Source organism: Pseudoalteromonas sp. 19-MNA-CIBAN-0066 (assembly GCF_040308705.1).
Classification (GTDB): Bacteria; Pseudomonadota; Gammaproteobacteria; order Enterobacterales; family Alteromonadaceae; genus Pseudoalteromonas; species Pseudoalteromonas nigrifaciens.
Genome location: NZ_JBEONZ010000004.1, coordinates 1 through 21,896, shown reverse-complemented (window position 1 = coordinate 21,896; position 21,896 = coordinate 1). Strand labels below are relative to the sequence as shown.

Here is a 21,896-nt window from a genome sequence, read left to right as displayed (position 1 = left end):
AATATATTAATCCACTTTAGTTTATTAAAATAAGTAAGAGGTAGTTATATGACCAATAAAAAGTTGATCGAATTTACTCACCAAGATGTGAGATTAAAACCTATTACTAACCTTTACGATGGTTTTTTTAAAATTAACTTATATCAATTTGAACATGCATTATTTGCCGGTGGCGAGTCGCAACTCATTAGCCGTGAAATTTTAGAACGCGGCGATGCTATTGCCGTGCTGCCTTACGACCCTGTAACCGATACAGTGTTATTAATAGAGCAAATACGCATTGGTGCAATAAAAAGCAAACATTCGCCATGGCTGTTAGAATGTATTGCAGGTATGACCGATGGCAGTGAGGATTATGCAGCGGTAGTAAAAAAAGAAGCCTATGAAGAAGCCGGACTTAATTTAACCGAGCTCGAGTTTATGCTTTCGTATCTTTCAAGCCCCGGCGGCACTACTGAGCGGTTACATTTATATTTAGCCCGCGCCGATTTAAGCCAAGTAAACAGCGGAGTTTACGGTTTAGAAACGGAAGGGGAGGATATTAAAACCCATATATTAACACTAGATGATGCACTGGCACGGCTTAATAGTGGGGAAATAGACAATGCTGCAACGGTTATTTGTTTGCAATGGTTAGCGCTCAATCGTGATGGTATGATCAACAAGTGGGCATAAATTTTATACATAAATAGTAATTTATAAATTGTAATGGCGGTACTTTGACAGCACTTTTAGCAACCCAAAGATATATTCAAAACCTTCCAAAGTATTTAACACTTTGCGAGCATAATTACGTGCGGCTTTTAAAGTTATTACCAAGCGAGCAAACTAAACAAAGTATTCGCGAGGTAAAGTTGGGTAACAGTGAGTTTGCTGTAAAAATAGATGACATGGCTAAATACACTATGGATGTGTCCATTAAACAGCTATCAGGAATGGTAAAAGGCATTACCCCATTATACTTAACCGTTAGGCTTTATAATGATGCGAAAGTGGCCGAAATTATTCATCACGACTATCATCAGCGCATAAAACCTTCTTACGGTTATCCTAATCCTAAAATGCATCAAAAAGATGAAAAATATCAACTTAACGCCTTTTTATATGATTGGCTTGTGGCGTGTGTTGAACATGGCCAAGCCACGCTAAATTGGGATGTAAATAATGGCTTGGTTTGATGATACTTATACTTTTAATAAGCCATCTTTACGTATTGCTCATGTTACAGATTGCCATTTATTTGCCGATAGAAATGCTGAGTACTTTGGGGTAAATACAGCCACATATTTTCAACAAGCGCTTGAACATATGGCGTTACAACAACTAGATGCAGTGGTATTTGGCGGTGATTTAACACAAGATCATAGTGTGGAATCTTACTTATTATTTAGTGAGCTTATAAGCAACAGTACACTTACTTGCCCAGTATTTTGGCTACCAGGTAATCATGACGAAATTGCCTTGCTTGAGCAAATCAGTGGTGGACAAATAAAAGTGGCAAAACGCTTAGTGGCTAATAACCTAACTAATAACGCAAGCACTGATATTGAGCTATTACTTATTAACTCCAAAGGGCTCACTCCAGCCGGTTGGGTGACAAGTGAGCATTTAAATGAAATATCCGATTGTTTAGCGCAGTCAGTTAGCAAGCAACTGGTATTTTGCCATCATAATCCGTTGCCAATAAACGGTTATTTAGATAAACATATGCTCGAAAATGGCCCACAACTATTAAATACGTTGGTTAATAATGGTAATGTTGCTGCGCTTATTCATGGTCATGTGCATAATGATTATACGCAATGTTTTAGAGAGCTTGATATTTACGCTACGCCGGCAAGCTCAGTGCAATTTACTAAGCACAGTAAAGCGTGGCAACAGCAAAATAATGGCCCAGCTTATAGAATGCTTTATATAAACTCATCGCAAGGGCAAGTGCATATAAATACGGACGTGATATGGTTAAGCGCGTAATTTATATTCACGGTTTTAATAGTTCTGAAAAATCATATAAAGCTGTGCGCTTTGGTGAGCTTATGGCACACTATGATGTTGACTATTATGTGCCACGTTTAAACCACGAACCTCTGCAAGCTATTATCGAGTTAGAGCAGTTAATCACACCTAATACCGCGTTATTAGGTAGTTCATTAGGCGGTTTTTTTGCCACCTATTTATCGCAGCGTTATCATATTCCTGCGGTGGTTATTAACCCAGCGGTAGCACCGGGCAATTTATTACAGCCTTTACTTGGGGCAAATTATAATCCGTATCAAGATTATAATTATGAACTAAATAACCGTCATATAGATGCTTTAAAAGTATTAACATTGAGCGAGTTAAAGCACCCTGAGTTGTTGTACTTGTTGCAACAAACGGGTGATGAAGTGTTAAATTTTCAACACGCAGTAAATTATTATTCACACTGTAAGCAATTAATAGAATTTGGTGGTGATCACAGCTTTATTGGCTTTGAGCGCACTATTGCAAGCATTGTCGATTTTCTTAAATTAAATAAAACTAGTTAGCGCATATAAAGATAAAAATTATGAGTCAGCAAAATTATAACGCCGAAGCTATTGAAGTACTCAATGGGTTAGATCCGGTAAAACGCCGCCCCGGTATGTATACAGATACCTCGCGGCCAAATCATTTAGGCCAAGAAGTTATCGATAATAGTGTCGATGAAGCAATGGCCGGCCATGCCACTCGAATAGATGTGATCTTACACGAAGATAACTCGCTCGAAGTGAGTGACAATGGCCGTGGTATGCCTATTGATATTCACCCTGAGGAAGGTATTCCCGGGGTTGAGCTAATATTTACCAAACTGCATGCTGGTGGTAAGTTTTCTAACAAAAACTATCAGTTTTCGGGTGGTTTACACGGCGTTGGTATTTCGGTTGTAAATGCGCTATCAACCCGCGTAGAAGTGACCGTTAGACGAGATGCCCAGCAATACAGAATGGCATTTGAAAATGGCGAAAAAGTTGAAGACTTAAGCGTAATTGGCGTGGTGGGTAAGCGCAATACCGGTACCACAGTACGTTTTTGGCCAGACGTTAGCTACTTTGATTCGCCTAACTATTCAATCACTAAACTAAATCACTTATTAAAAGCTAAAGCCGTGTTATGCCCAGGCTTACGCATTAAGTTTGTTAATAAGCAAACTAAAGAAACCCAAGAATGGTTTTACGAAACGGGTTTAAAAGATTACTTAATTGAAGCCATTAAAGGCTACGAAACATTACCAGATGTGCCCTTTGTAGGTGAGTTTTCAAGCTCAATTGAAGGTGCTGACTGGGCATTGATTTGGCTACCTGAAGGGGGCGAGTCAATAGCTGAAAGTTACGTAAACTTAATACCTACCGCACAAGGCGGTACTCATGTAAACGGTTTACGCCAAGGTTTACTTGAGGCAATGCGTGAGTTTTGTGAGTTTAGAAATTTATTACCACGAGGTGTAAAACTCACCCCAGATGATATTTGGGAGCGTTGTAGCTATGTGCTTTCAGTTAAAATGCAAGATCCGCAGTTTGCCGGTCAAACTAAAGAAAAGTTATCGTCGCGCTCATGTGCGGCATTTGTATCGGGCGTAGTAAAAGACTCCTTTAGTTTATGGCTAAACGAGCATACCGATATTGCAGAGCAACTCTCTGAATTGTGTATTTCTAATGCGCAGCGACGTTTACGTGCTGCTAAAAAAGTGATCCGTAAACGCGTAACCGCAGGGCCTGCACTTCCGGGAAAATTAACCGATTGTAGTGCCGCAGATAACGATCGCACCGAGCTATTTTTAGTAGAAGGTGACTCGGCAGGTGGCTCGGCTAAGCAAGCGCGAGATCGTGAGTTTCAAGCAATAATGCCGCTGCGTGGTAAAATATTAAATACCTGGGAAGTTGATTCGGGGCAAATATTAGCATCGCAAGAGGTGCACGATATTTCCGTGGCATTAGGTATAGACCCAGATTCAGACGATTTAACAGCGCTGCGCTATAATAAAATATGTATATTAGCCGATGCTGACTCGGATGGGTTACACATAGCTACCCTATTGTGCGCCTTATTTGTGCGCCACTTTAAGCCACTAGTAAAAGCAGGGCATGTGTATGTTGCTATGCCACCACTTTTTAGAATCGATATTGGTAAAGATGTTTATTACGCACTAGATGAAGACGAAAAAACCGGTATTTTAGCGCGCATTGAAGCTGAGAAAAAACGCGGTAAAGTAAACGTACAGCGATTTAAAGGCTTGGGTGAAATGAACCCGTTGCAACTGCGTGAAACTACTATGGATCCAAATACCCGGCGTTTAGTGCAACTCACCTTGGATGAAGAAGAATTAACCATGGAAATGATGGATATGTTACTGGCTAAAAAGCGCTCTGCAGATAGGCGTCAATGGCTAGAGGATCACGGTAACAAGGCACAAGTTTAATTAGCGTCTGCGTTTAAATAAACAAGGAGAATATATGAATACGGTACTAAAAATAGTGCTATTACTAGGTTTAACTAGCAATACCGTAATGGCTAAAAATATATTAGATAAACTCACGGTAGCCCCGGGGTTTGAGCTTAGCTTATTTGCCAGTGATGTTGAAAATGCACGGCAAGTTGTAGTATCAAAAAAAGGCATAGTATATGTTGGCTCGCGTAAAGCAGGCAATGTATATGCACTTATTGATCATAACAGCGATGGCGTAGCAGATAAAAAAATGCTGGTTGCAGAGGGCTTAAATATGCCTTCAGGTTTAGCAATTAAAGATGGCGATTTATATGTTGGTGAAGTACACCGCATCATTCGTTTTAAAAATATTGATACGCAACTAAAAAACCCACAGTTTGAGGTGCTTTACGATGCGCTGCCATCAGAGCGCCATCATGGTTGGAAATTTTTACGCTTTGCCCCAACTGGCGAGCTAATAATTCCGGTTGGTGTACCTTGTAATATTTGCGCTGAAGACGAGCGTTTTGGCCGTATTTTTGCGTTAAACGTAGAAACCAAGCAAATTACTACACTGGCGCAAGGCGTACGTAACTCAGTAGGATTTGACTTTCACCCTAGCACACAAGCGTTATGGTTTAGCGACAATGGTCGCGACATGATGGGGGATGACATTCCGCCAGATGAGTTAAATAGAGTCACTAAAGAGGGCGAGCATTTTGGTTTTCCGTATGTTCACGCAGGCGCGATTATTGACCCTGAATTTGGAAAAGGTAAAAAAATTGCCGACTATACTTCACCTGCACTAGCCTTACCGGCGCATGTAGCGCCTTTGGGTATTCATTTTTATAACGGTAAGCAATTTCCAGCAAGCTATAAGCAGCAGTTATTTGTTGCTGAACATGGCTCGTGGAACCGTTCTAAAAAGTCAGGTTATAAAGTGGCATTAGCGAGCATTGAGCAAGGCCGTGTAACTAAATATACGCCATTTATTACAGGCTTTATGCAAGACGAAACAACATATGGACGCCCTGTTGCATTTGCAGAATTAGGTGACGGCAGTCTATTGGTAAGCGATGATTACGCCAATGTGATCTACCGTGTAAGCTATAAGAAAAACTAGGTAAGCTTTAATGAGTGATACAGATACCTTGCTAATGCAAGGAATTGAGCAACAAACAATGGGTCGTTTTACCGAAGACGCCTACTTAAACTATTCTATGTACGTAATTATGGATAGGGCATTACCCCATGTGGGCGATGGCTTAAAACCAGTACAGCGACGTATTATTTATGCCATGAGCGAGCTGGGGTTATCGGCTAATGCCAAGTATAAAAAATCAGCCCGTACCGTAGGTGACGTACTAGGTAAATACCATCCCCATGGTGATAGTGCCTGTTATGAAGCCATGGTATTAATGGCGCAGCCGTTTTCTTATCGTTATCCATTGGTTGACGGGCAAGGAAACTGGGGCGCGGCCGACGATCCTAAATCGTTTGCGGCAATGCGTTATACCGAAGCACGTTTATCTAAGTTCTCTGAAATACTCCTCAAAGAGCTAGGCCAAGGGACGGTAGATTGGACGCCAAACTTTGACGGCACCATGGATGAGCCTGTGGTACTGCCATCGCGTTTACCGCATATATTACTCAATGGTATAACGGGTATTGCAGTTGGTATGGCAACCGATATTCCGCCTCATAATGTGCGTGAAGTAGCCAGTGCCTGTTGCTTATTACTTGATAAACCAAAAACTGAGCTTGAAGAATTACTCACCTTGGTACATGCGCCAGATTACCCTACAGACGCAGAAATAATTACCCCAAAAGCCGATATTCACAAAATATATAAAACTGGGCGTGGTTCAATCAAAATGCGTGCAGTTTATACGCAAGAACAGGGTGATATAGTTATTACCGCACTGCCACATCAGTGCTCTGGTGGTAAAGTACTGGAGCAAATTGCAGCGCAAATGAACGCTAAAAAACTGCCAATGGTAGCCGATTTACGCGATGAGTCAGATCACGAAAACCCGACTCGAATCGTCATTATTCCGCGTTCAAACCGTATTAAAGCTGAGCCATTAATGGCGCACTTATTTGCCACCACAGATCTAGAAAAAAGCTATCGTGTAAACTTAAATATGCTTGGCCTAGATGGGCGTCCGCAAGTTAAAAATTTACTGACTATTTTAACCGAGTGGTTAGTGTTTAGACGCGAAACAGTACGTCGACGCCTACAATATCGTTTAGATAAAGTGTTAGCGCGTTTACATATTTTAGAAGGCTTATTAGCAGCCTTTTTAAATATTGACGAAGTGATTGAAATTATTCGCAGCGAAGATAAACCAAAGCCAGTATTAATGGAGCGCTTTGATTTAACAGACATACAAGCAGAAGCTATTTTAGAGCTAAAACTTCGTCATTTAGCCAAGTTAGAAGAATTTAAAATACGTGGTGAGCAAGATGAACTCGCTAAAGAGCGTGATAAATTGCAGCAAACGCTAGGCTCAGATCGTCGTATGTCAACGTTGCTTAAAAAAGAAATTCAAGAGGCGGCTGAAATATATGGCGACGACCGTCGCTCGCCAGTTGTTGAGCGCTTAGAAGCAAAAGCGTTAAATGAAAAAGATTTAATCCCATCAGAGTCGGTCACTGTGGTGCTTTCAGACAAGGGCTGGGCACGCGTTGGCAAAGGACATGATTTAGATGTGCAAGGGTTAAGTTATCGAGCCGGTGATGCATATAGAGCCTCAGCTCGGGGTAAGAGTAACCAGCCCGCCGTGTTTTTAGATTCAGCAGGACGAGCGTTTGCAACCGATGCGCATAGCCTGCCCTCAGCACGTAGCCAAGGTGAGCCCATGACAGGGCGTTTTAACCTTAGTGCAGGCGCTAACTTTGAGCACGTAGTAATGGGTGAAGATAACCAAGTATTACTTATGGCATCAGACGCAGGTTATGGCTTTATTACTGACTTTAAAGACTTAGTGAGTAAAAACAAAAACGGCAAAGCATTGGTGAGCGTACCTAAAGGCGGTTTATTACTGTCGCCAATTAGGGTTAACGAGGTCGCTAGTGATTATTGTATGGCCATTTCCAACGAAGGGCGGATGTTGTTATTTCCGCTGCGCGACTTACCAAAATTAGGTAAAGGTAAAGGTAATAAAATAATTTCTATTCCGGGGGCTAAAGTACAAGCCCGCGAAGAGTTTGTAAAAGTATTAGCAGTAGTGCCTGAGGGCAGTAGTGTAACGCTGCATGCAGGTAAGCGAAAACTAACGCTTAAACCAAGTGATCTAGAGCATTATTATGGCGAGCGAGGGCGTAGGGGTAATAAACTACCACGAGGCCTACAAAGAGTAGACGAAGCTGTTGTAGAGTTTAGCCCGCAAAACGACGAGCCAATTGAAAATGCTATTGATGAGTAGCGATTAATTCACATTCGCTCATATTAAACGGCTTGCTTATGCAGGCCATTTTTTTGTTATAAATTTAGTTTGTTGTAAAATTGAGCGTACACTTGTGCGCTATTTTCTCGTGTAGATCATAAAATAACGTTATAATAGCCGCTGGCTTAACGCGATTATATTTGGAGACGCTCTGTTGCTTGCTGTTATACGTATTTTTATTATGCTGTTGTTTATATTATTAAGTTGTATTTTTGGGTTACTGTTATCAATAGTGAGGCCATTTCATCCTAATAATGTGCATATTATAGCGAGCTGGTTTGGCTCAGTAGCAAAAATGCTGGGCGTTAAAGTTGTACTAAAACATCATCCGGATAGCGTAAATCTTGGTCCTGCGGTTTATGTGGCAAATCATCAAAATAGTTATGACTTATTTACTATTCCTGCAATGGTGCCTAAAAACTGCGTGAGCGTAGGTAAAAAAAGCTTAAAGTGGGTGCCATTTTTTGGTCAGTTGTATTGGCTTTCGGGGAATATTTTAATTGATCGTACAAACCGCTCAAAAGCTGCGGGAACTATTTCTAAAGCCGCTGAAAAAATAAAGAAAAATGGCTTATCAGTATGGATGTTTGCAGAAGGTACACGCAGTTACGGACGCGGTTTATTACCTTTAAAAACAGGCGCATTTCATACCGCTTTAAGTGCGCAAGTACCCATAGTGCCCGTATGTATGAGCACAACGCATAAAACCATTAAACTAAATCGTTGGGATAATGGTACAATTTATATTGAAATGTTAGCCCTCATATCGCTTGATAAAAACATCAGCGCGCGCGAGCACGCTAAAAGTGTGCACAGTATTATGGCTGCTAAAATAACTGAATTAGATGCTCAAGTGAGAGAAAATTAATGGAAAACTGGCGTGAAATAAGTGAAGACATCGTATCTTCATTACTCGAAGATGGTTCAGACCCTGAAATACTTTACGAAGTAGAACATCACTTTGTATGTGAAGACTTCCCTAAGTTAGAGCAGGCCGCATTAGCCGCTTTTAAATTAGGCTACGATGTGGAAGAGCCAGCAGAGCTTGAGCTTGAAGACGGTGCAAAAATTTGGAGTTTTGACATAGTTGTAGAGTCAGAGCTTGATGTTGACGTAATAATGGAAGACGTTGATAAGCTGGCAGCACTTGCTGTTGAATGCGAAGTTGAGTACGACGGTTGGGGCACTTACTTTCAAGAGTAAGCGTAGCAGCTATAAAAAGGCGAACATTGTAAAATGTTCGCCTTTTTTGTTTAAAAGCCATCTGGCTTGAAATTAAAAGTACCGCGGCTCTGCGGGTCAAAAGCGACACGATTTATCAACTCCCGCACTAGTATCTCATTCCTAAAATTTTAATTTATACTGTTACAACCATTTTTTATTTTTAAAGTACACGCCAATACTGCCGGTAAGCACAACTAAAAATACTACGAATAAGGTGAACGCATAAGGGCTTTCTGTGCCAGGTATGCCGCCTACGTTTACGCCTAATAAGCCGGTTAAAAAGCCCAGTGGCAAAAATAATGCAGCCACCACCGACATAACATACATACGCTGATTTAGCTGCTCAGATACTTGGTTAGTGACTGTTTGTTGAATAATTTGCGCCCGATCTATTGAGCTGTCTAATTCTTCAAGGTAACGAGTTAGTAAATTAGTGGTTTCATTAAGCTTTGCTTTATCCTCATCGAAGAGCCATGAATAGTGATGATTAACCATGCTAATAAGCGCTTCTTTTTGTGGCTTTAAATAGCGTTTTAAAGCAATAGTTTGCCGACGTAATTGCGACAAACCTTGATTATCAAACTTTTTGCTTGGCTCATCTATTTCTTCTTCAAATTCATCTAGGGTTTCATCTAAAGCATCAATAACACTTTCCATACGGGAAGTGAGTTTTTGGGTGATAGTGCAGACGAGTTCAGAAATACTGCGCGGACCGGTATTGTTACTAAATGAAGCTAAAATATCTTGAATAGATAGTAAGCGACGCTTTCGGGTAGTAATAACAATATCATCGTTAATAAAAAGGCGAATTGAAACCATGTCTTCAGGGCTTTGTGCCGGATTTAAATTAATACCGCGTAAAAATAACATATGGCCGTTTGTAGCAGGGGTGATACGTGGGCGAGTTTCGTCTGCAGTTAGCGACTCTAATTCGTAGTCGGTTAAAAATTCACAGCCTTTTAGCCAAGTGACAACGTCAGCTTGGCTATAATCCATGTGCACCCAAAGCTTGCCTTGCTCTGGTTGCCAATTATGTAGTTCGGCGCTGTTTTCTATAGTGCGCGCACCGCCTTGCTCATCAAGTACAAGGGCGTGAAGTAAGCCATTAATCATAATAATTTCTCATAGATGGTGTGTTTTTAATACCGTTTACTATAGTGTATTTACTTTAGTAAATTAAACTTATCTTTCTTTTTTAAGAAGTTAAATTTATTTAGCGCTTCGAACAAGGGGGTTTTTGGCCCTTAAAGTTGACTAGTTTGTTACGCTTATATTGTTAAACTAGTCGGCTATAAAGATCAATCAAATCAATTTGTCGACTTGATAAATTTATTTTGTTGGTGTTTTTTTTCCGGTAGCGTATAAGACACTTTTTTATTAAGGGCACATTTATGACAGCAAAGATTACCGTTGGTTGGCGTGAGTGGTTGAGTTTACCAGAGCTAGGCATCGAGAAAGTAAAAGCAAAAATTGATACCGGTGCCCGCACCTCATGTATTCATGCACTTAATATAGAAGAGTATGAAGTTGATGGCGAAAAGTGGGTTAAATTTATTACCCAGCCATTGCAAGAAGATGAAGAAACACAAGTTGTTTGCAATGCAAAAGTTAAAAAGAAGAAGCACGTAACCAGCTCTGGCGGGCAAAAAGAGTTACGTTACTTTATAGAAACAACATTGCATGCGGGTAAATATAGCTGGCCTATAGAAATTACCTTAACTAGCCGCGCAACAATGAAGTTTAGAATGTTACTCGGGCGTACAGCCATGGAAAATCGTATAGTCGTTGACCCGGCTTTATCTCATTTATTATAAGGATGTATTAACTTTTAGAGGGACTAAGCTTCTAAAATAATACGTACTTATTAAGGTTTAAATTATGAAAATTGGTATTTTATCTCGCAACAAAAAATTGTATTCAACGCGTCGTTTAATTGAGGCGGCTGAAGCTCGTGGTCACGAAGTTAAAGTAGTAGATGCACTGCGTTGTTATATGAATATAAACTCTGAGCTACCAGAAATTCACTATCGTGGTGAAAACTTAAAAGGCTTTGATGCAGTTATTCCGCGTATTGGCGCATCAGTTACGTTTTACGGCTGTTCGGTGCTGCGTCAATTTGAAATGATGGGCGTGTATCCAGTAAACGAGTCGGTTGCTATTTCTCGCTCTCGCGATAAGTTGCGCTCATTACAGCTTTTATCTCGTAAAGGTGTAGGTATGCCAGTGACTGGTTTTGCTAGTAAACCAGATGATGTAAAAGACTTGCTCGAAATGGTAGGCGGTGCGCCGGTAGTAATTAAACTACTAGAAGGCACGCAAGGTATTGGTGTGGTATTGGCTGAAACGCGTAAAGCGGCTGAGAGTGTTATTGAAGCATTTATGGGCTTAAAAGCTAACATTATGGTGCAAGAATACATTAAAGAAGCCGGTGGTGCTGACATCCGTTGTTTTGTTTTAGGTGACAAAGTGATTGCAGCAATGAAACGCCAAGCACAAGAAGGTGAGTTCCGCTCAAACCTTCACCGTGGTGGTAGCGCTACATTAGTGCGTATTACGCCAGAAGAACGTAAAACAGCCGTTGCAGCTGCTAAAGCGATGGGCTTAAATGTAGCCGGTGTTGATTTACTTCGCTCATCACGTGGTCCTTTAGTGATGGAAGTTAACTCATCACCAGGCCTTGAGGGCATTGAAATAGCAACAGGTAAAGATATTGCAGGCATGGTGATTGATTTCATTGAAAAAACAGCATCAAGTAAAGGAACAGCAACTCGTGGCAAAGGTTAAAATTAACCGTTCTTTTACCTTATTAGGTGAAAGTGTTGGCGTAGGCGAGCGTAAAACGCTGGCCTTAGAAGCGGCAAAACTTTATACCCACTCTCCACTTAATATTCCAATTGAAGTGGTTAATGGTGTTATGGAAGGGCCGGTACTTATGGTGTGTGCGGCTATTCATGGCGATGAGCTCAATGGCGTAGAAGTGGTGCGGCAATTACTTGCTAAAATAGATCCTAACCAGTTGCGCGGCACGCTGATTGCGGTGCCGATTGTAAATGTGTTTGGCTTTATACATAAGTCGCGCTACTTACCTGATAGACGCGATATGAACCGCAGTTTTCCGGGTTCAGAGCGTGGCTCGCTGGCTGGTCGTATGGCGTATATGTTTTTTAATCAAGTGGCAGTACATTGTACCCATATTATTGATTTACATACGGGAGCTATTCACCGCACTAACTTACCGCAAATACGCGCTAATTTAGCCGATGAAGCCACCGCACAAATGGCTAAAGCATTTGGTACACCCGCAGTGATAGATGCCTCGTTACGTAATGGCTCACTGCGCAGCGAAGCCGCTAACTTAGGGATCCCGGTTATTACTTATGAAGCCGGTGAAGCACTGCGTTTTGACCCATTTGCGATTGCTGCAGGTGTACAAGGCGTTGACTATGTTATGCGTCATTTAAAAATGATCCGTGGTAAGCGTCCTAGAAAGCTTCCTGAGCCTATTATAGCCAGCTCTACAAGTTGGGTGCGTGCTAATGTAGATGGCATTGTGCGTGCGCAGGTATCGCTTGGAGAGCGTGTTACTAAGGGGCAAGTACTTGCTTATATTAGCAGCCCACTTGGCGACTCTGAACTTGAGCTACCAGCACCACGCAGTGGAATTATTATTGGCCAGCAAACTATGCCATTAGTAAATGAGGGTGATGCGGTGTTTCATATTGCGTATTTTGCTCATGCAAATAGCTTGGTTGAACAACAGCTTGGCACTTTTATTGATGAAATAAATGATTTAGATGATGAGCTTAAAACAGCTGAGTTAAATAACTAGTTATAATAGTAAGCTACTAAATATAGATAGAATAAATTGTAAAGCCGTTTTAGTTAACCCAGTTGGGATAACAAAACGGCTTTTTTATTACTATTTATTTGGCTTTTTGGGGCCAATAATACGCCTAATTACCGGTGCTTTTGTTGGCTTAGGTTCTTTGTTTAAAACCAGTACCGGACGAGTTACAAATAAGTTATTGGGATAAATAACTCTATGCCCGTCAATGTGCTCAAGCACTACATTCATTAAGCCCATTTCTATAATGCGCCCTTCAATACTATTTGCGCCATCAACAATACGTACCCAATAGCCAACGCGGCAGTCATTTTGAATAAACATCAGTAAAAAAGCGGTGAGATTACTAAGTAATGACCAAGCGGCAAACAGTGCAACACCTAGCATAGCAAATAGCGACGAACCTAGTACTAGGAGTCCGCGTAGCTCAATACCCCAAAATACCAGCACTAAACATAACATCACAAATGCGAGGATAATTTTAAGTAATAGCTCAGCACGATATTTTCGGTGTAGGTCTATTTTTCCTTTAATAGCTTTTTCGAGAAGCTTTTTAGTACCTTTTAACAGTATCGGAAAAAGTAATAACGCAATAAGGGTAACGACCAGTTTATATTGGGTGCCAAGCAGAGCTAACAATTCCAAAGTTATAGTCTCACAATAATTATATATGCCCAGTTTAACGCTTTAGGGTGCGACGAAATAGCCATTTAAAAAGAATTTTTAACATTTACCAGCCACTGTACCGAATCTACGCCATCGGCACTATCTAGCGGTGCAGCTATATCTATATGGATCATGGTGCCGGCATTAGCACGGCTTGGTGCTAAGCGCAGGCCTATACCTACATTTTTAAGAACGCGGCTATCTTCAATATTGTTTGGGGTGTTAGACCATGCTCGGCCAACATCAAGAAAAGCAGCGCCGCCTACTTTAAATAATTGTAGTAAATCATATTCCCAATAGTAGCGCTTTTCTAAACTCACTAAAAAGCTGCGATCTCCATGCTGATAATCCATAGGATAGCCACGCAGGCCGGTTTCGCCGCCGAGTGTAAGTTGTTTATCGTTAGTGAGGTTTTTAGCGTACTGCACCCGAGCTTTTACATACCAAGACTGATCAATGCTGGTATTTAAATAATATTGTATTTGGCTGGTGGAGATCAGGTTTTCAAATTTGTCCTGCTCTTTATTCCAGTAACCATCAATGTCTGCACTAAAGCGCCATAAGGTATTATCGCCACTAAAGTGAGCTTTTTTAAAGTTAAAAGAGTAAACCGCGCGGCTATCATCGTTACTAACAGATTCATCGGAGTAACCCAGTAAGGCTTTTATGTTCCAACCTAAGTTTAAGTCCTCAGTACGATAAATACTGTCGAAATTGCGTACTTTTATAAAGTTATCTTCAAACCAGTGTCCGCTTACATAGGGGTAGCTTAAACTGCGATCGACAGCTAAGGGGGCAAAGGTTGAATCTATTGCAGCAAAAGTATGTTGCTCATCAACGTAGCCCAGGCTGAGGCGCTGGGTCCAGTTACGGCTTAATGATTTGGAGTGACCAACAAAAAAGCTGTTGTAGTCGGTCGTTTGATCAAATTCACTAAACTTTTCACCGCGCTGATATAGCGCTTCTTCGCGTTGCTCTGAATAGCTTAAAATACCGTAGCTAAAAGGGGTGTCTATAGCAAAAAACGGATAGGTAAGCTCTAGCAGATGGCGTTTACCATCGTTATTATCGGCGTACTCTAAACGCCCACGATAGCGGGTTGATAAAATATTAGGATCGTCGTATACAAATAAATAACCATTACGATCGCTATCTGTAGTGCGCGACAACGACAAACGCTTACCCCAGCCAAATAAGTTAGATTCGCGAAAACCAATACTCGACTTGTTTTCTCCGCCACTGCGGCTAAAGCTTATTTCTGGTAGCAGTGTCCATAAGTCACGCGTAACGACGGTAACATTAACGTTCCCTTCGCAGTTTTCGGTGGCAATGACTTGAGCATCGTATAAATAGTTTTGTTTACGCAGTAAGCGTTCTGATTCGGCGAGCATTTTAGGATCAAAATTATCACCGCTCTCAAACAATAAAATACTTTTAATAACCTCTGGCTCAGTTTGAATATGCGCGCGGTTAGCAAAGCGAAATAGGGCGTTATTTTCGGCTTCGAGTTCAGTATTAAATACGTTAAGTTGCTGCAAAGTAATATTGGCAATTTTTGCATTACTACTTTGCTTTAACAGTGGCGTTGGTTGATCTAGTTGACGGCGTAAATTATTACTACTTGATGGCGTTGGTTGCTCGCTTGCGCAATCATTTTGCGCATGAGGGGTTTCTTGCGCAGCTAAACTGAACATAAAAAAGCTTGGAATACAGAGGCTAAAACAACAAGATGAAATCCATTTTTTAGTAATCATTCAAACCCTTTACTGCTACGTAGCAAATTACTACCGTAATATCAGCCTACATCATTGTTACTAAAATGTAAGTTAAAAGTAGAGAGCTTGAAGTTATTTAATTGCTATTAACTTAGGTAAAAAGTAAGTGCGGCTAATAAATGTTCAGCGTCATGGCCTTCACCGTTAATCCAAATACTTTGGCTGTAGTGTTCAAAGTTTAAATTAAATGTTTGCTGCTGATAAGTGAAGCGCAGTTGATGACGATCGGCACCAGCAGAGTACTCATTAATGGTTATTTCATCGTGGTGTAAAAACAAGCGACTCCACAGTTCAAAGTCTTCGTCGTGGGGCGGCTCTACCGGCGTAATAATAATGCATTGATGCGTGTGGTGATATTCTATTATGGTCATAATGCTCTTAGTTAGTAGCAAGGTAGTTGCGAATTGCAGTTAAAAACTCACCGCCATACTTATTTAATTTAGTAAAGCCAACACCCGACACCTTTAAAAATTCGCTGTCGTTGGTCGGCATTAGCTGCGCCATTTCTGCAAGCGTTTTGTCGTTAAATACCACGTACGGCGGTACATCGTCGGCATCGGCTAACTCTTTTCGCAGCGCCCTTAAGCGAGCAAATAGCTTTTTGTCGTAATTAAACTGAGCTAATTTATCTTGATAAACATGCTTAGCTTGCAGGCGAGGCTCTGCGAGTTGCAACGCATATTCGCTTTTTAAAATAGCGCGCGCGGCTTCGGTTAAACGCAGTGATGCACCTTGGGTTATATCTTGGCTTAATAAGCCTTGATGAATAAGTTGGCGTAAAATACTTAGCCAAAATTCACTGCTTTTGTCTTTGCCAATGCCGTAGGTGCTGAGTTGATGATGGTTATTATCGCGAATACGACTGGTGTTTGCACCGCGTAGTAACTCAACAATATATCCAAGGCCAAAGCGTTGCTCTGCTCTGTATACACACGATAGTGCCTGCTGCGCTACTAAAGTGCCATCAAAGCTTTTGGGCGGATTTAAGCAAATATCGCAGTTACCGCATGGCTCACGTTGATACTCACTAAAATAGTTAAGCAGGATTTGTCGACGGCAGGTTTGTGCTTCGGCAAAACTGGCCATGGCATTAAAGCGCTGCTCTTCGACGCGGCGACGTTGCTCGTCGTCAATATCTTCAAAAAAGCGTCTTACGCGGCCTATATCAGCCGGATCAAAATACATTATAGCCTCAGCGGCAAGGCCATCTCGCCCAGCGCGGCCAGTTTCTTGATAGTACGACTCTATGCTTTTGGGAATATCGTAATGCAATACAAAGCGCACATTGGGTTTATTTATACCCATACCAAAGGCCACTGTAGCAACCACTATTTGTATATCGTCGCGGGCAAAGCCGGTTTGCACAAATTGGCGCTGCTCGTTACTCATACCTGCATGATAGGCGGCGGCGTTAAGTCCCGCGTCGGCTAACTTTTCGGCTATGTCGTCTACGCGCTTACGGCTGGTGCAATAAATTATGCCGCTTTGGCTTTTTTGTTCTTTTAAATAGCGCAGCAGTTGCACCATAGGTTTAAATTTTTCTTCTATGGTGTAGCGAATATTAGGGCGATCAAAGCTGCCGGTATGAATATAGGGTTGTTGTAACTTTAATTGCTCAACAATATCAAAACGAGTGGCTTTATCGGCAGTTGCAGTAAGGGCCATCATAGGTACATGAGCAAAGCGCTGTTTTAATTCGTTTAAACGAAAGTAATGGGGTCTAAAATCGTGCCCCCAATGCGATACACAATGCGCTTCGTCAATAGCAAATAAGCTGATTTTTAAATGCGATAAGCGCTCTAAAAACTCGCGCTGCAGCACTTTTTCAGGGGCAACATACAGTAGTTTAATTAATCCCTGATGGAGTTGTTGGTATACCTGCTGCTGCTCTTCGCGGGCTAAGCTATTATTTATATATGCGGCTTTAACGCCCAGCGCTTGTAGTTGAGTTACCTGATCTTGCATTAGCGATATTAGCGGAGAAATAACAATAGTTACCCCTTCAAGCACTAAAGCGGGTATTTGATAGCACACAGATTTACCGCCACCGGTTGGCAGCAATACCAACGAATCTTGGCCGTTAATGGCTGCATCAATAACCGTTTTTTGGCCGTCGCGAAATTCACTATAACCAAACACTTGTTTGAGTACAGCTTCAGGGGTGCGCACAAGTGAGCTAGAGGGTGGTGTTAATGTATTCATTGCGGGGTATTTTAGTGTTTTTTGTACAGGATGTCTTTAGCGAGTGTTGAATGTTTTTTGAATAAATTTATAACGTGTGAATTTACTCGCTCAGGAGGGGGGGATATTAGCTGACTTTAAGCGGCTAATAAATTTAACTGTGTTGCTAGTTTTATCCTAGTTATGCTTTACTCCTCTTACCAGATATAACATAGAGAATAATAATGAATAAAGAAATGTTAATAGAGCATGTAGGCTCGCTGTTTGTAAATAATATGCCGTTTAATCAGTTTTTAAAAATATCGGTAGAATCACTTAGCCCAGAACAAGCAAAAATATCGTTTCCTTGGCAGGATATACTCATAGGTAATCCGGCACAAAAAATACTCCATGGCGGCGTTATTTCGGCAGTGCTCGATAACGTAGGTGGTATGTTAGCTGCAGCAAGTGTAATAGATAAGCTAAACGATGTTGATATTTTATCTGTGCAGCAAAAACTAGCCACCTTGGGCACTATAGATATGCGCACCGATTACCTACGCCCAGGCAAAGGCGAGAAATTTATAGCCAGTGCCACTTTAATTCGCTCGGGCAATAAAGTATGTGTTTGTAGGATGGAATTGCATAATGAGCAAGCAGTACAAATAGCATTTGGTACGGGTACGTATTTAGTTGGCTAATAAAAGTTTGCGGAGTAAACTGGCGACCTTTTGAATAACTAAGTGTTTATTTATGCCGATTGATACCGAGAAGCGCAAGGGCGCCATTTTGGCTTGCATCGCTTTTACTATATGGGGTTTAGCACCTATATACTTTAAGCAACTCCAGCATGTTACTGCATTTGAAATTTTAACGCATCGTGTTGTGTGGTCGGTGATGTTTTTAATTATTATTGTGAGTATTTTAGGCCAGTGGGATAGAATTAAACGCATTATAGTACAGCCTAAGTTATTGTTAATGCTGGTTTTAACCTCGTCGATACTGGGGTTTAACTGGGGCTTGTTTATATGGGCGGTTAATAATAATCATATGCTTGATGCCAGTTTAGGTTATTACATTAATCCGTTACTAAATGTATTACTGGGAGTGTTATTTTTAGGCGAACGTTTACGTAAGTTTCAAATGGTTGCTGTTGCTTTAGCATTTACCGGTGTACTGCTGCAATTAATAAGTTTTGGCTCATTTCCTGTGGTTGCTTTTTCGCTAGCTATATCATTTGCAATATATGGTTTACTGCGTAAGAAACTGCCAGTGGAAGCATTGTCCGGTATTTCAATAGAAGCATTTATACTCTTGCCCGTAGCGCTTATTTATTGGTATTTAATGGTGCCTACAGCAACGTCAAGCTTGCCTGCTAATGACTGGCATACCAATGTGTTACTCATTAGTGCCGGGATCATTACCACCTTACCACTACTGTGCTTTACCGGCGCTGCTAAGCGTTTGCAATACACCACTTTAGGCTTTTTTCAGTACATAGGGCCAAGTTTGATGTTTATATTAGCTGTGATGCTTTACGGTGAAGTGTTTGATGCCGAGCGAGTAGTTACATTTGTTTGTATTTGGAGTGCATTGGCTATTTTTAGTTGGGACTCTTTTAGGCAATCTCGTAAACGTAAAAAAGCCGCTATTGTGGCCTCAGGCGTGGTTTAAAAGTTAGTTAACTTAAGTAAGCACGTAGCGCGATGTATTTTGTACTCGCGCTAGGCTTGGTGTATGTTTAACTATTTAAAATGTAAAAATTAAATAGTTAAAGCAATTACATACTGTCTGACTCGGCGTAATAGTCTTGGCTTATTGGTGCTGGGGTCGCTATTTTTGAGCGGCCAAATAATGTATGGAACTTTGCTTTGCTGGTTGTTAACTTTAAGTATTTAACCCAAGCGCGCTCAATTGCATTGGTTGGCTCTAAAGCACCACTAATAACAGCGACAAATTGTTGCTGATGTTCATTTTGTGGCTCTAGGGCTTTATTATGTAAGCCTTTTAAAACAACACCGTGTTGCTCTAATATACTGGCTTCTAATAAGGTAAAGTTTCCGCTGCGACCAAATCCGCGTGGGAAGTTTTGATCATCAAAAAACTGACGTTGACTAACAAATGCTTGGCGAAGTAGTGAAATATCATTGCTCATTGTTGTACCCTCATACCTTGGTAATTGCTGGAGTATGCGGCAAGTTTGCAAATATTTTAAACAAGTTATTTTTATCGTGAGGATAAAAAATTGGATATCGATTTATTAAAAACATTTGTTGAGGTAGTACGCACTCGTCACTTTGGCAAAGCGGCTGAAAACCTTTATATCACGCAGTCTGCAGTAAGCTTTAGAATTCGTCAATTAGAGCAAGGGCTTGGTGTTAATTTGTTTATTCGCCAGCGCAATAATATTCAACTAACAGCGCCAGGTGAGCGTTTATTACCCCATGCACAAATGATCATTACTGGCATGCAAAGAGCAAAAGTAGATGTGGCACTTGCCGATAATATGCATAAACAAATTTGCCTAGCGGGTACACCAAACATTTGGGATGCATTTTTACAGTTTGGTATTACTAATATTGTATCGGCAATGCCCGGTGTGTCTTTGGTGGCTGAGGTAAAAGCACAACAAGAAAGTACCCGCCTGCTATTAGAGCGCACCTTAGATTTAGCTATTTTATTTGATCCACCAAAAGTTGATGAGCTGGTGGTTGAGCGAATTTGCGAACTACCCATTATACCGGTAAGCGCGTTTGATACTGCCAGTTACGATAACTTTTTTGATAACCAGTACGTATATGTTGACTGGGGCACGACATTCTCACTGTGGCATGCTCGCCAGTTTACTGGCAAAACCCCACCTTACTTTAGAACAAGTACAGGGCGTATAGCACTTGATTTAATATTGCAATGCGGAGGGAGTGCATTCATTCCTCAAGTACTTGTTGCAGCGCATTTAGAAAAAGGCGAGTTATTTCATGTGAAAGACGTAGAAACCACCTCGCGCGATATATTTGTTGCCTATCACAGAGACAATGAGCAAAAAGAGTTAATAGAAACATTAGTAAATTTATTAACCCAAATGACTCCTAAGTTACCCGTTGAGTAAGGCCAATGGTTTTGCTGTATATGTACGTTTGATTGCAACTATTATGTGTTTTTATGAATTTAAAAGTGTAAAAATATGACGGCTGTAATATTTTTGTCATTTAACAGTGCCAAACTCCTGTTGCATTAAAAACGAGTCTGTTGTGATTATCGAGGAAATAACATGAAATTTGTAAAGTCGAGCTTATGTATAGCTTTATTAGGTGGTTTGTCTTTTAATGCGCTTGCTGAAGTGGATTTTTACGGTAAAGCGAACGTAACACTACAGTCGTCGGATGATGGTGAGGGGTCTTTTACCGAAATTAAAAGTAACAAATCACGTTTGGGCTTAAAAGGGTCTGAAAAAATATCTGATGGCTTAGAAGCTGTTTATAAGTTTGAATTTCAAGTTGATGTTTCTGACGCCGACTCAAAAGGTGATAATGACGACAATATCTCTGCTCGTAATCAGTATATAGGTTTAAAAGGCGCGTTTGGCCAAGTTGTTATTGGCCGTAACGATACCGCGCTTAAGCAGTCACAAGGTAAAGTTGATTTATTTAACGACCTTGAAGGCGACATTAAAAATGCCTTTAAAGGTGAAAATAGAATGGGCAGTAGTGTTTCTTATGCCTCTAATTCTTACCAAGGTTTTAAGCTTTTGGCTACGTTTGTTGCAGAGGATAGCGATGCAGCAGGTGCTAAAAATGGCTATTCAATGGCAGTAACTTATGGTGACGCAGCCCTTAAAAAGAGCGCAATATATGCCGCTATTGCTGCCGATAGTGAAGTGAACGGCTACGATGTAGTGCGCGCATCAGTACAAGGTAAAGTAGCCGATTTTAAATTAGGCGCTATGTATCAAACGCAAGAAAAAGTTGATGGCAGTAGTGAGGCCGACGGTTATTTATTAAGTGCGGCTTACACTATGGCTAGCAATACCTTTAAATTGCAGTACCAGGCAATGAATTTTAAAGGCAGTGATGACAAAACGGCTATTTCGGCAGGTGTTGATCATCAGTTAAATAAAAACACTAAATTATTTGGTTTTTATTCTAATTTCGATATGGACAACAACGTTGACCAAGACTACTTAGGTGTAGGTATAGAATATAAATTTTAAGCAGCGCTTAGCACTGCCTTTTTAAGCCGTACTTTGTTAAGTGCGGTTTTTTTGTTTGCCCAGCGAAGCTGGCAAACCCGATAGGCTGAAAGATGCCTTATCACCCTGACTAAGGGGAAGATAA

General features: G+C 40.9%; 22 protein-coding genes. 16 read left to right on the top strand and 6 right to left on the bottom strand.

The window, feature by feature from the left end; all coding sequences use genetic code 11:
• The first annotated feature begins 48 nt into the window (after positions 1-48).
• The 9 genes from AAEZ18_RS03825 to rraB all read left to right on the top strand — a co-directional run bounded on the left by AAEZ18_RS03825 (position 49) and on the right by rraB (position 9,096).
• On the top strand, positions 49-675 hold the full coding sequence (locus AAEZ18_RS03825; RefSeq protein WP_011329239.1) for an NUDIX domain-containing protein: 627 nt from the start codon (positions 49-51) through the stop codon (positions 673-675).
• Between the two features lie 44 nt (positions 676-719).
• A complete protein-coding gene (locus tag AAEZ18_RS03820) occupies positions 720-1,178 on the top strand; it encodes a DUF1249 domain-containing protein (protein ID WP_058374175.1) in 459 nt (152 codons plus the stop codon).
• Positions 1,165-1,974, top strand: a complete 810-nt coding sequence (locus AAEZ18_RS03815) for a metallophosphoesterase (RefSeq protein ID WP_350594172.1) — start codon at positions 1,165-1,167, stop codon at positions 1,972-1,974. The genes AAEZ18_RS03820 and AAEZ18_RS03815 overlap by 14 nt, the downstream gene beginning before the upstream one ends.
• Positions 1,959-2,528 carry a YqiA/YcfP family alpha/beta fold hydrolase gene (locus AAEZ18_RS03810; protein WP_011329236.1) on the top strand — a complete coding sequence of 190 codons (570 nt, stop codon included), beginning with the start codon at positions 1,959-1,961 and terminating at the stop codon, positions 2,526-2,528. The genes AAEZ18_RS03815 and AAEZ18_RS03810 overlap by 16 nt, the downstream gene beginning before the upstream one ends.
• 20 nt (positions 2,529-2,548) lie before the next feature.
• The gene (gene parE / locus AAEZ18_RS03805) at positions 2,549-4,438 is read left to right on the top strand and encodes a DNA topoisomerase IV subunit B (protein WP_350594174.1); all 1,890 of its coding nucleotides are present in this window, start codon (positions 2,549-2,551) and stop codon (positions 4,436-4,438) included.
• A 34-nt stretch (positions 4,439-4,472) separates the two neighbouring features.
• On the top strand, positions 4,473-5,567 hold the full coding sequence (locus AAEZ18_RS03800; RefSeq protein WP_086995204.1) for a PQQ-dependent sugar dehydrogenase: 1,095 nt from the start codon (positions 4,473-4,475) through the stop codon (positions 5,565-5,567).
• A gap of 10 nt (positions 5,568-5,577) precedes the next feature.
• Complete coding sequence (gene parC, locus AAEZ18_RS03795; RefSeq protein ID WP_011329233.1) at positions 5,578-7,872, top strand: DNA topoisomerase IV subunit A; 2,295 nt, start codon at positions 5,578-5,580, stop codon at positions 7,870-7,872.
• Between the two features lie 175 nt (positions 7,873-8,047).
• Positions 8,048-8,761, top strand: a complete 714-nt coding sequence (locus AAEZ18_RS03790; protein ID WP_350594177.1) for a 1-acylglycerol-3-phosphate O-acyltransferase — start codon at positions 8,048-8,050, stop codon at positions 8,759-8,761.
• Complete coding sequence (gene rraB / locus AAEZ18_RS03785; RefSeq protein ID WP_011329231.1) at positions 8,761-9,096, top strand: ribonuclease E inhibitor RraB; 336 nt, start codon at positions 8,761-8,763, stop codon at positions 9,094-9,096. The genes AAEZ18_RS03790 and rraB overlap by 1 nt, the downstream gene beginning before the upstream one ends.
• 162 nt (positions 9,097-9,258) lie before the next feature.
• Here rraB and AAEZ18_RS03780 read toward each other — a convergent pair whose 3' ends face one another.
• Positions 9,259-10,230, bottom strand: coding sequence for a zinc transporter ZntB (locus AAEZ18_RS03780; RefSeq protein WP_350594179.1), 972 nt, complete (start codon positions 10,228-10,230; stop codon positions 9,259-9,261).
• A gap of 278 nt (positions 10,231-10,508) precedes the next feature.
• Between AAEZ18_RS03780 and AAEZ18_RS03775 the strand changes: the two genes are divergently transcribed.
• The 3 genes from AAEZ18_RS03775 (at position 10,509) to AAEZ18_RS03765 (ending at position 12,946) form a co-directional block, all read left to right on the top strand.
• Entirely contained in the window at positions 10,509-10,931 is a 423-nt protein-coding gene (locus tag AAEZ18_RS03775; RefSeq protein WP_086995212.1) for an ATP-dependent zinc protease family protein, read from the top strand.
• Between the two features lie 64 nt (positions 10,932-10,995).
• Positions 10,996-11,901 (top strand): 30S ribosomal protein S6--L-glutamate ligase, encoded by a 906-nt coding sequence (gene rimK / locus AAEZ18_RS03770; protein WP_011329225.1) that lies wholly within the window; start codon positions 10,996-10,998, stop codon positions 11,899-11,901.
• On the top strand, positions 11,888-12,946 hold the full coding sequence (locus AAEZ18_RS03765) for a succinylglutamate desuccinylase/aspartoacylase family protein (RefSeq protein ID WP_011329224.1): 1,059 nt from the start codon (positions 11,888-11,890) through the stop codon (positions 12,944-12,946). Before rimK ends, AAEZ18_RS03765 begins: the two co-directional genes overlap by 14 nt.
• A gap of 90 nt (positions 12,947-13,036) precedes the next feature.
• Here AAEZ18_RS03765 and AAEZ18_RS03760 read toward each other — a convergent pair whose 3' ends face one another.
• The 4 genes from AAEZ18_RS03760 to recQ all read right to left on the bottom strand — a co-directional run bounded on the left by AAEZ18_RS03760 (position 13,037) and on the right by recQ (position 17,604).
• Positions 13,037-13,606 (bottom strand): mechanosensitive ion channel domain-containing protein, encoded by a 570-nt coding sequence (locus AAEZ18_RS03760; protein ID WP_011329223.1) that lies wholly within the window; start codon positions 13,604-13,606, stop codon positions 13,037-13,039.
• A gap of 65 nt (positions 13,607-13,671) precedes the next feature.
• Positions 13,672-15,381 (bottom strand): ShlB/FhaC/HecB family hemolysin secretion/activation protein, encoded by a 1,710-nt coding sequence (locus AAEZ18_RS03755; RefSeq protein WP_350594181.1) that lies wholly within the window; start codon positions 15,379-15,381, stop codon positions 13,672-13,674.
• Positions 15,382-15,488: 107 nt separating this feature from the next.
• A complete protein-coding gene (locus tag AAEZ18_RS03750) occupies positions 15,489-15,773 on the bottom strand; it encodes a DUF3630 family protein (protein WP_011329221.1) in 285 nt (94 codons plus the stop codon).
• Between the two features lie 7 nt (positions 15,774-15,780).
• Entirely contained in the window at positions 15,781-17,604 is a 1,824-nt protein-coding gene (gene recQ / locus AAEZ18_RS03745) for a DNA helicase RecQ (protein ID WP_192532767.1), read from the bottom strand.
• A 203-nt stretch (positions 17,605-17,807) separates the two neighbouring features.
• Between recQ and AAEZ18_RS03740 the strand changes: the two genes are divergently transcribed.
• Both AAEZ18_RS03740 and rarD read left to right on the top strand, forming a co-directional pair.
• Entirely contained in the window at positions 17,808-18,263 is a 456-nt protein-coding gene (locus AAEZ18_RS03740) for a thioesterase family protein (protein ID WP_172459223.1), read from the top strand.
• A gap of 52 nt (positions 18,264-18,315) precedes the next feature.
• Complete coding sequence (gene rarD / locus AAEZ18_RS03735) at positions 18,316-19,236, top strand: EamA family transporter RarD (protein ID WP_011329218.1); 921 nt, start codon at positions 18,316-18,318, stop codon at positions 19,234-19,236.
• 106 nt (positions 19,237-19,342) lie between these two features.
• Here rarD and AAEZ18_RS03730 read toward each other — a convergent pair whose 3' ends face one another.
• The gene (locus AAEZ18_RS03730) at positions 19,343-19,717 is read right to left on the bottom strand and encodes a MaoP family protein (protein WP_011329217.1); all 375 of its coding nucleotides are present in this window, start codon (positions 19,715-19,717) and stop codon (positions 19,343-19,345) included.
• Between the two features lie 90 nt (positions 19,718-19,807).
• Between AAEZ18_RS03730 and AAEZ18_RS03725 the strand changes: the two genes are divergently transcribed.
• Positions 19,808-20,671, top strand: a complete 864-nt coding sequence (locus AAEZ18_RS03725; RefSeq protein WP_011329216.1) for a LysR family transcriptional regulator — start codon at positions 19,808-19,810, stop codon at positions 20,669-20,671.
• 162 nt (positions 20,672-20,833) lie between these two features.
• Complete coding sequence (locus AAEZ18_RS03720) at positions 20,834-21,772, top strand: porin (RefSeq protein WP_350594183.1); 939 nt, start codon at positions 20,834-20,836, stop codon at positions 21,770-21,772.
• Positions 21,773-21,896: the final 124 nt, after the last annotated feature.

What these genes read in the sequence shown, in the direction of transcription:
- parC (WP_011329233.1), top strand. Translation starts at nt 5,578, where the DNA reads ATGAGTGATACAGATACCTTGCTAATGCAAGGAATTGAGCAACAAACA.
- recQ (WP_192532767.1), bottom strand. Translation starts at nt 17,604, where the DNA reads ATGAATACATTAACACCACCCTCTAGCTCACTTGTGCGCACCCCTGAA.
- rimK (WP_011329225.1), top strand. Translation starts at nt 10,996, where the DNA reads ATGAAAATTGGTATTTTATCTCGCAACAAAAAATTGTATTCAACGCGT.
- AAEZ18_RS03750 (WP_011329221.1), bottom strand. Translation starts at nt 15,773, where the DNA reads ATGACCATAATAGAATATCACCACACGCATCAATGCATTATTATTACG.
- AAEZ18_RS03780 (WP_350594179.1), bottom strand. Translation starts at nt 10,230, where the DNA reads ATGATTAATGGCTTACTTCACGCCCTTGTACTTGATGAGCAAGGCGGT.
- AAEZ18_RS03730 (WP_011329217.1), bottom strand. Translation starts at nt 19,717, where the DNA reads ATGAGCAATGATATTTCACTACTTCGCCAAGCATTTGTTAGTCAACGT.
- AAEZ18_RS03810 (WP_011329236.1), top strand. Translation starts at nt 1,959, where the DNA reads ATGGTTAAGCGCGTAATTTATATTCACGGTTTTAATAGTTCTGAAAAA.
- rarD (WP_011329218.1), top strand. Translation starts at nt 18,316, where the DNA reads ATGCCGATTGATACCGAGAAGCGCAAGGGCGCCATTTTGGCTTGCATC.
- AAEZ18_RS03825 (WP_011329239.1), top strand. Translation starts at nt 49, where the DNA reads ATGACCAATAAAAAGTTGATCGAATTTACTCACCAAGATGTGAGATTA.
- AAEZ18_RS03755 (WP_350594181.1), bottom strand. Translation starts at nt 15,381, where the DNA reads ATGATTACTAAAAAATGGATTTCATCTTGTTGTTTTAGCCTCTGTATT.
- AAEZ18_RS03720 (WP_350594183.1), top strand. Translation starts at nt 20,834, where the DNA reads ATGAAATTTGTAAAGTCGAGCTTATGTATAGCTTTATTAGGTGGTTTG.
- AAEZ18_RS03775 (WP_086995212.1), top strand. Translation starts at nt 10,509, where the DNA reads ATGACAGCAAAGATTACCGTTGGTTGGCGTGAGTGGTTGAGTTTACCA.
- AAEZ18_RS03800 (WP_086995204.1), top strand. Translation starts at nt 4,473, where the DNA reads ATGAATACGGTACTAAAAATAGTGCTATTACTAGGTTTAACTAGCAAT.
- AAEZ18_RS03815 (WP_350594172.1), top strand. Translation starts at nt 1,165, where the DNA reads ATGGCTTGGTTTGATGATACTTATACTTTTAATAAGCCATCTTTACGT.
- rraB (WP_011329231.1), top strand. Translation starts at nt 8,761, where the DNA reads ATGGAAAACTGGCGTGAAATAAGTGAAGACATCGTATCTTCATTACTC.
- AAEZ18_RS03740 (WP_172459223.1), top strand. Translation starts at nt 17,808, where the DNA reads ATGAATAAAGAAATGTTAATAGAGCATGTAGGCTCGCTGTTTGTAAAT.
- parE (WP_350594174.1), top strand. Translation starts at nt 2,549, where the DNA reads ATGAGTCAGCAAAATTATAACGCCGAAGCTATTGAAGTACTCAATGGG.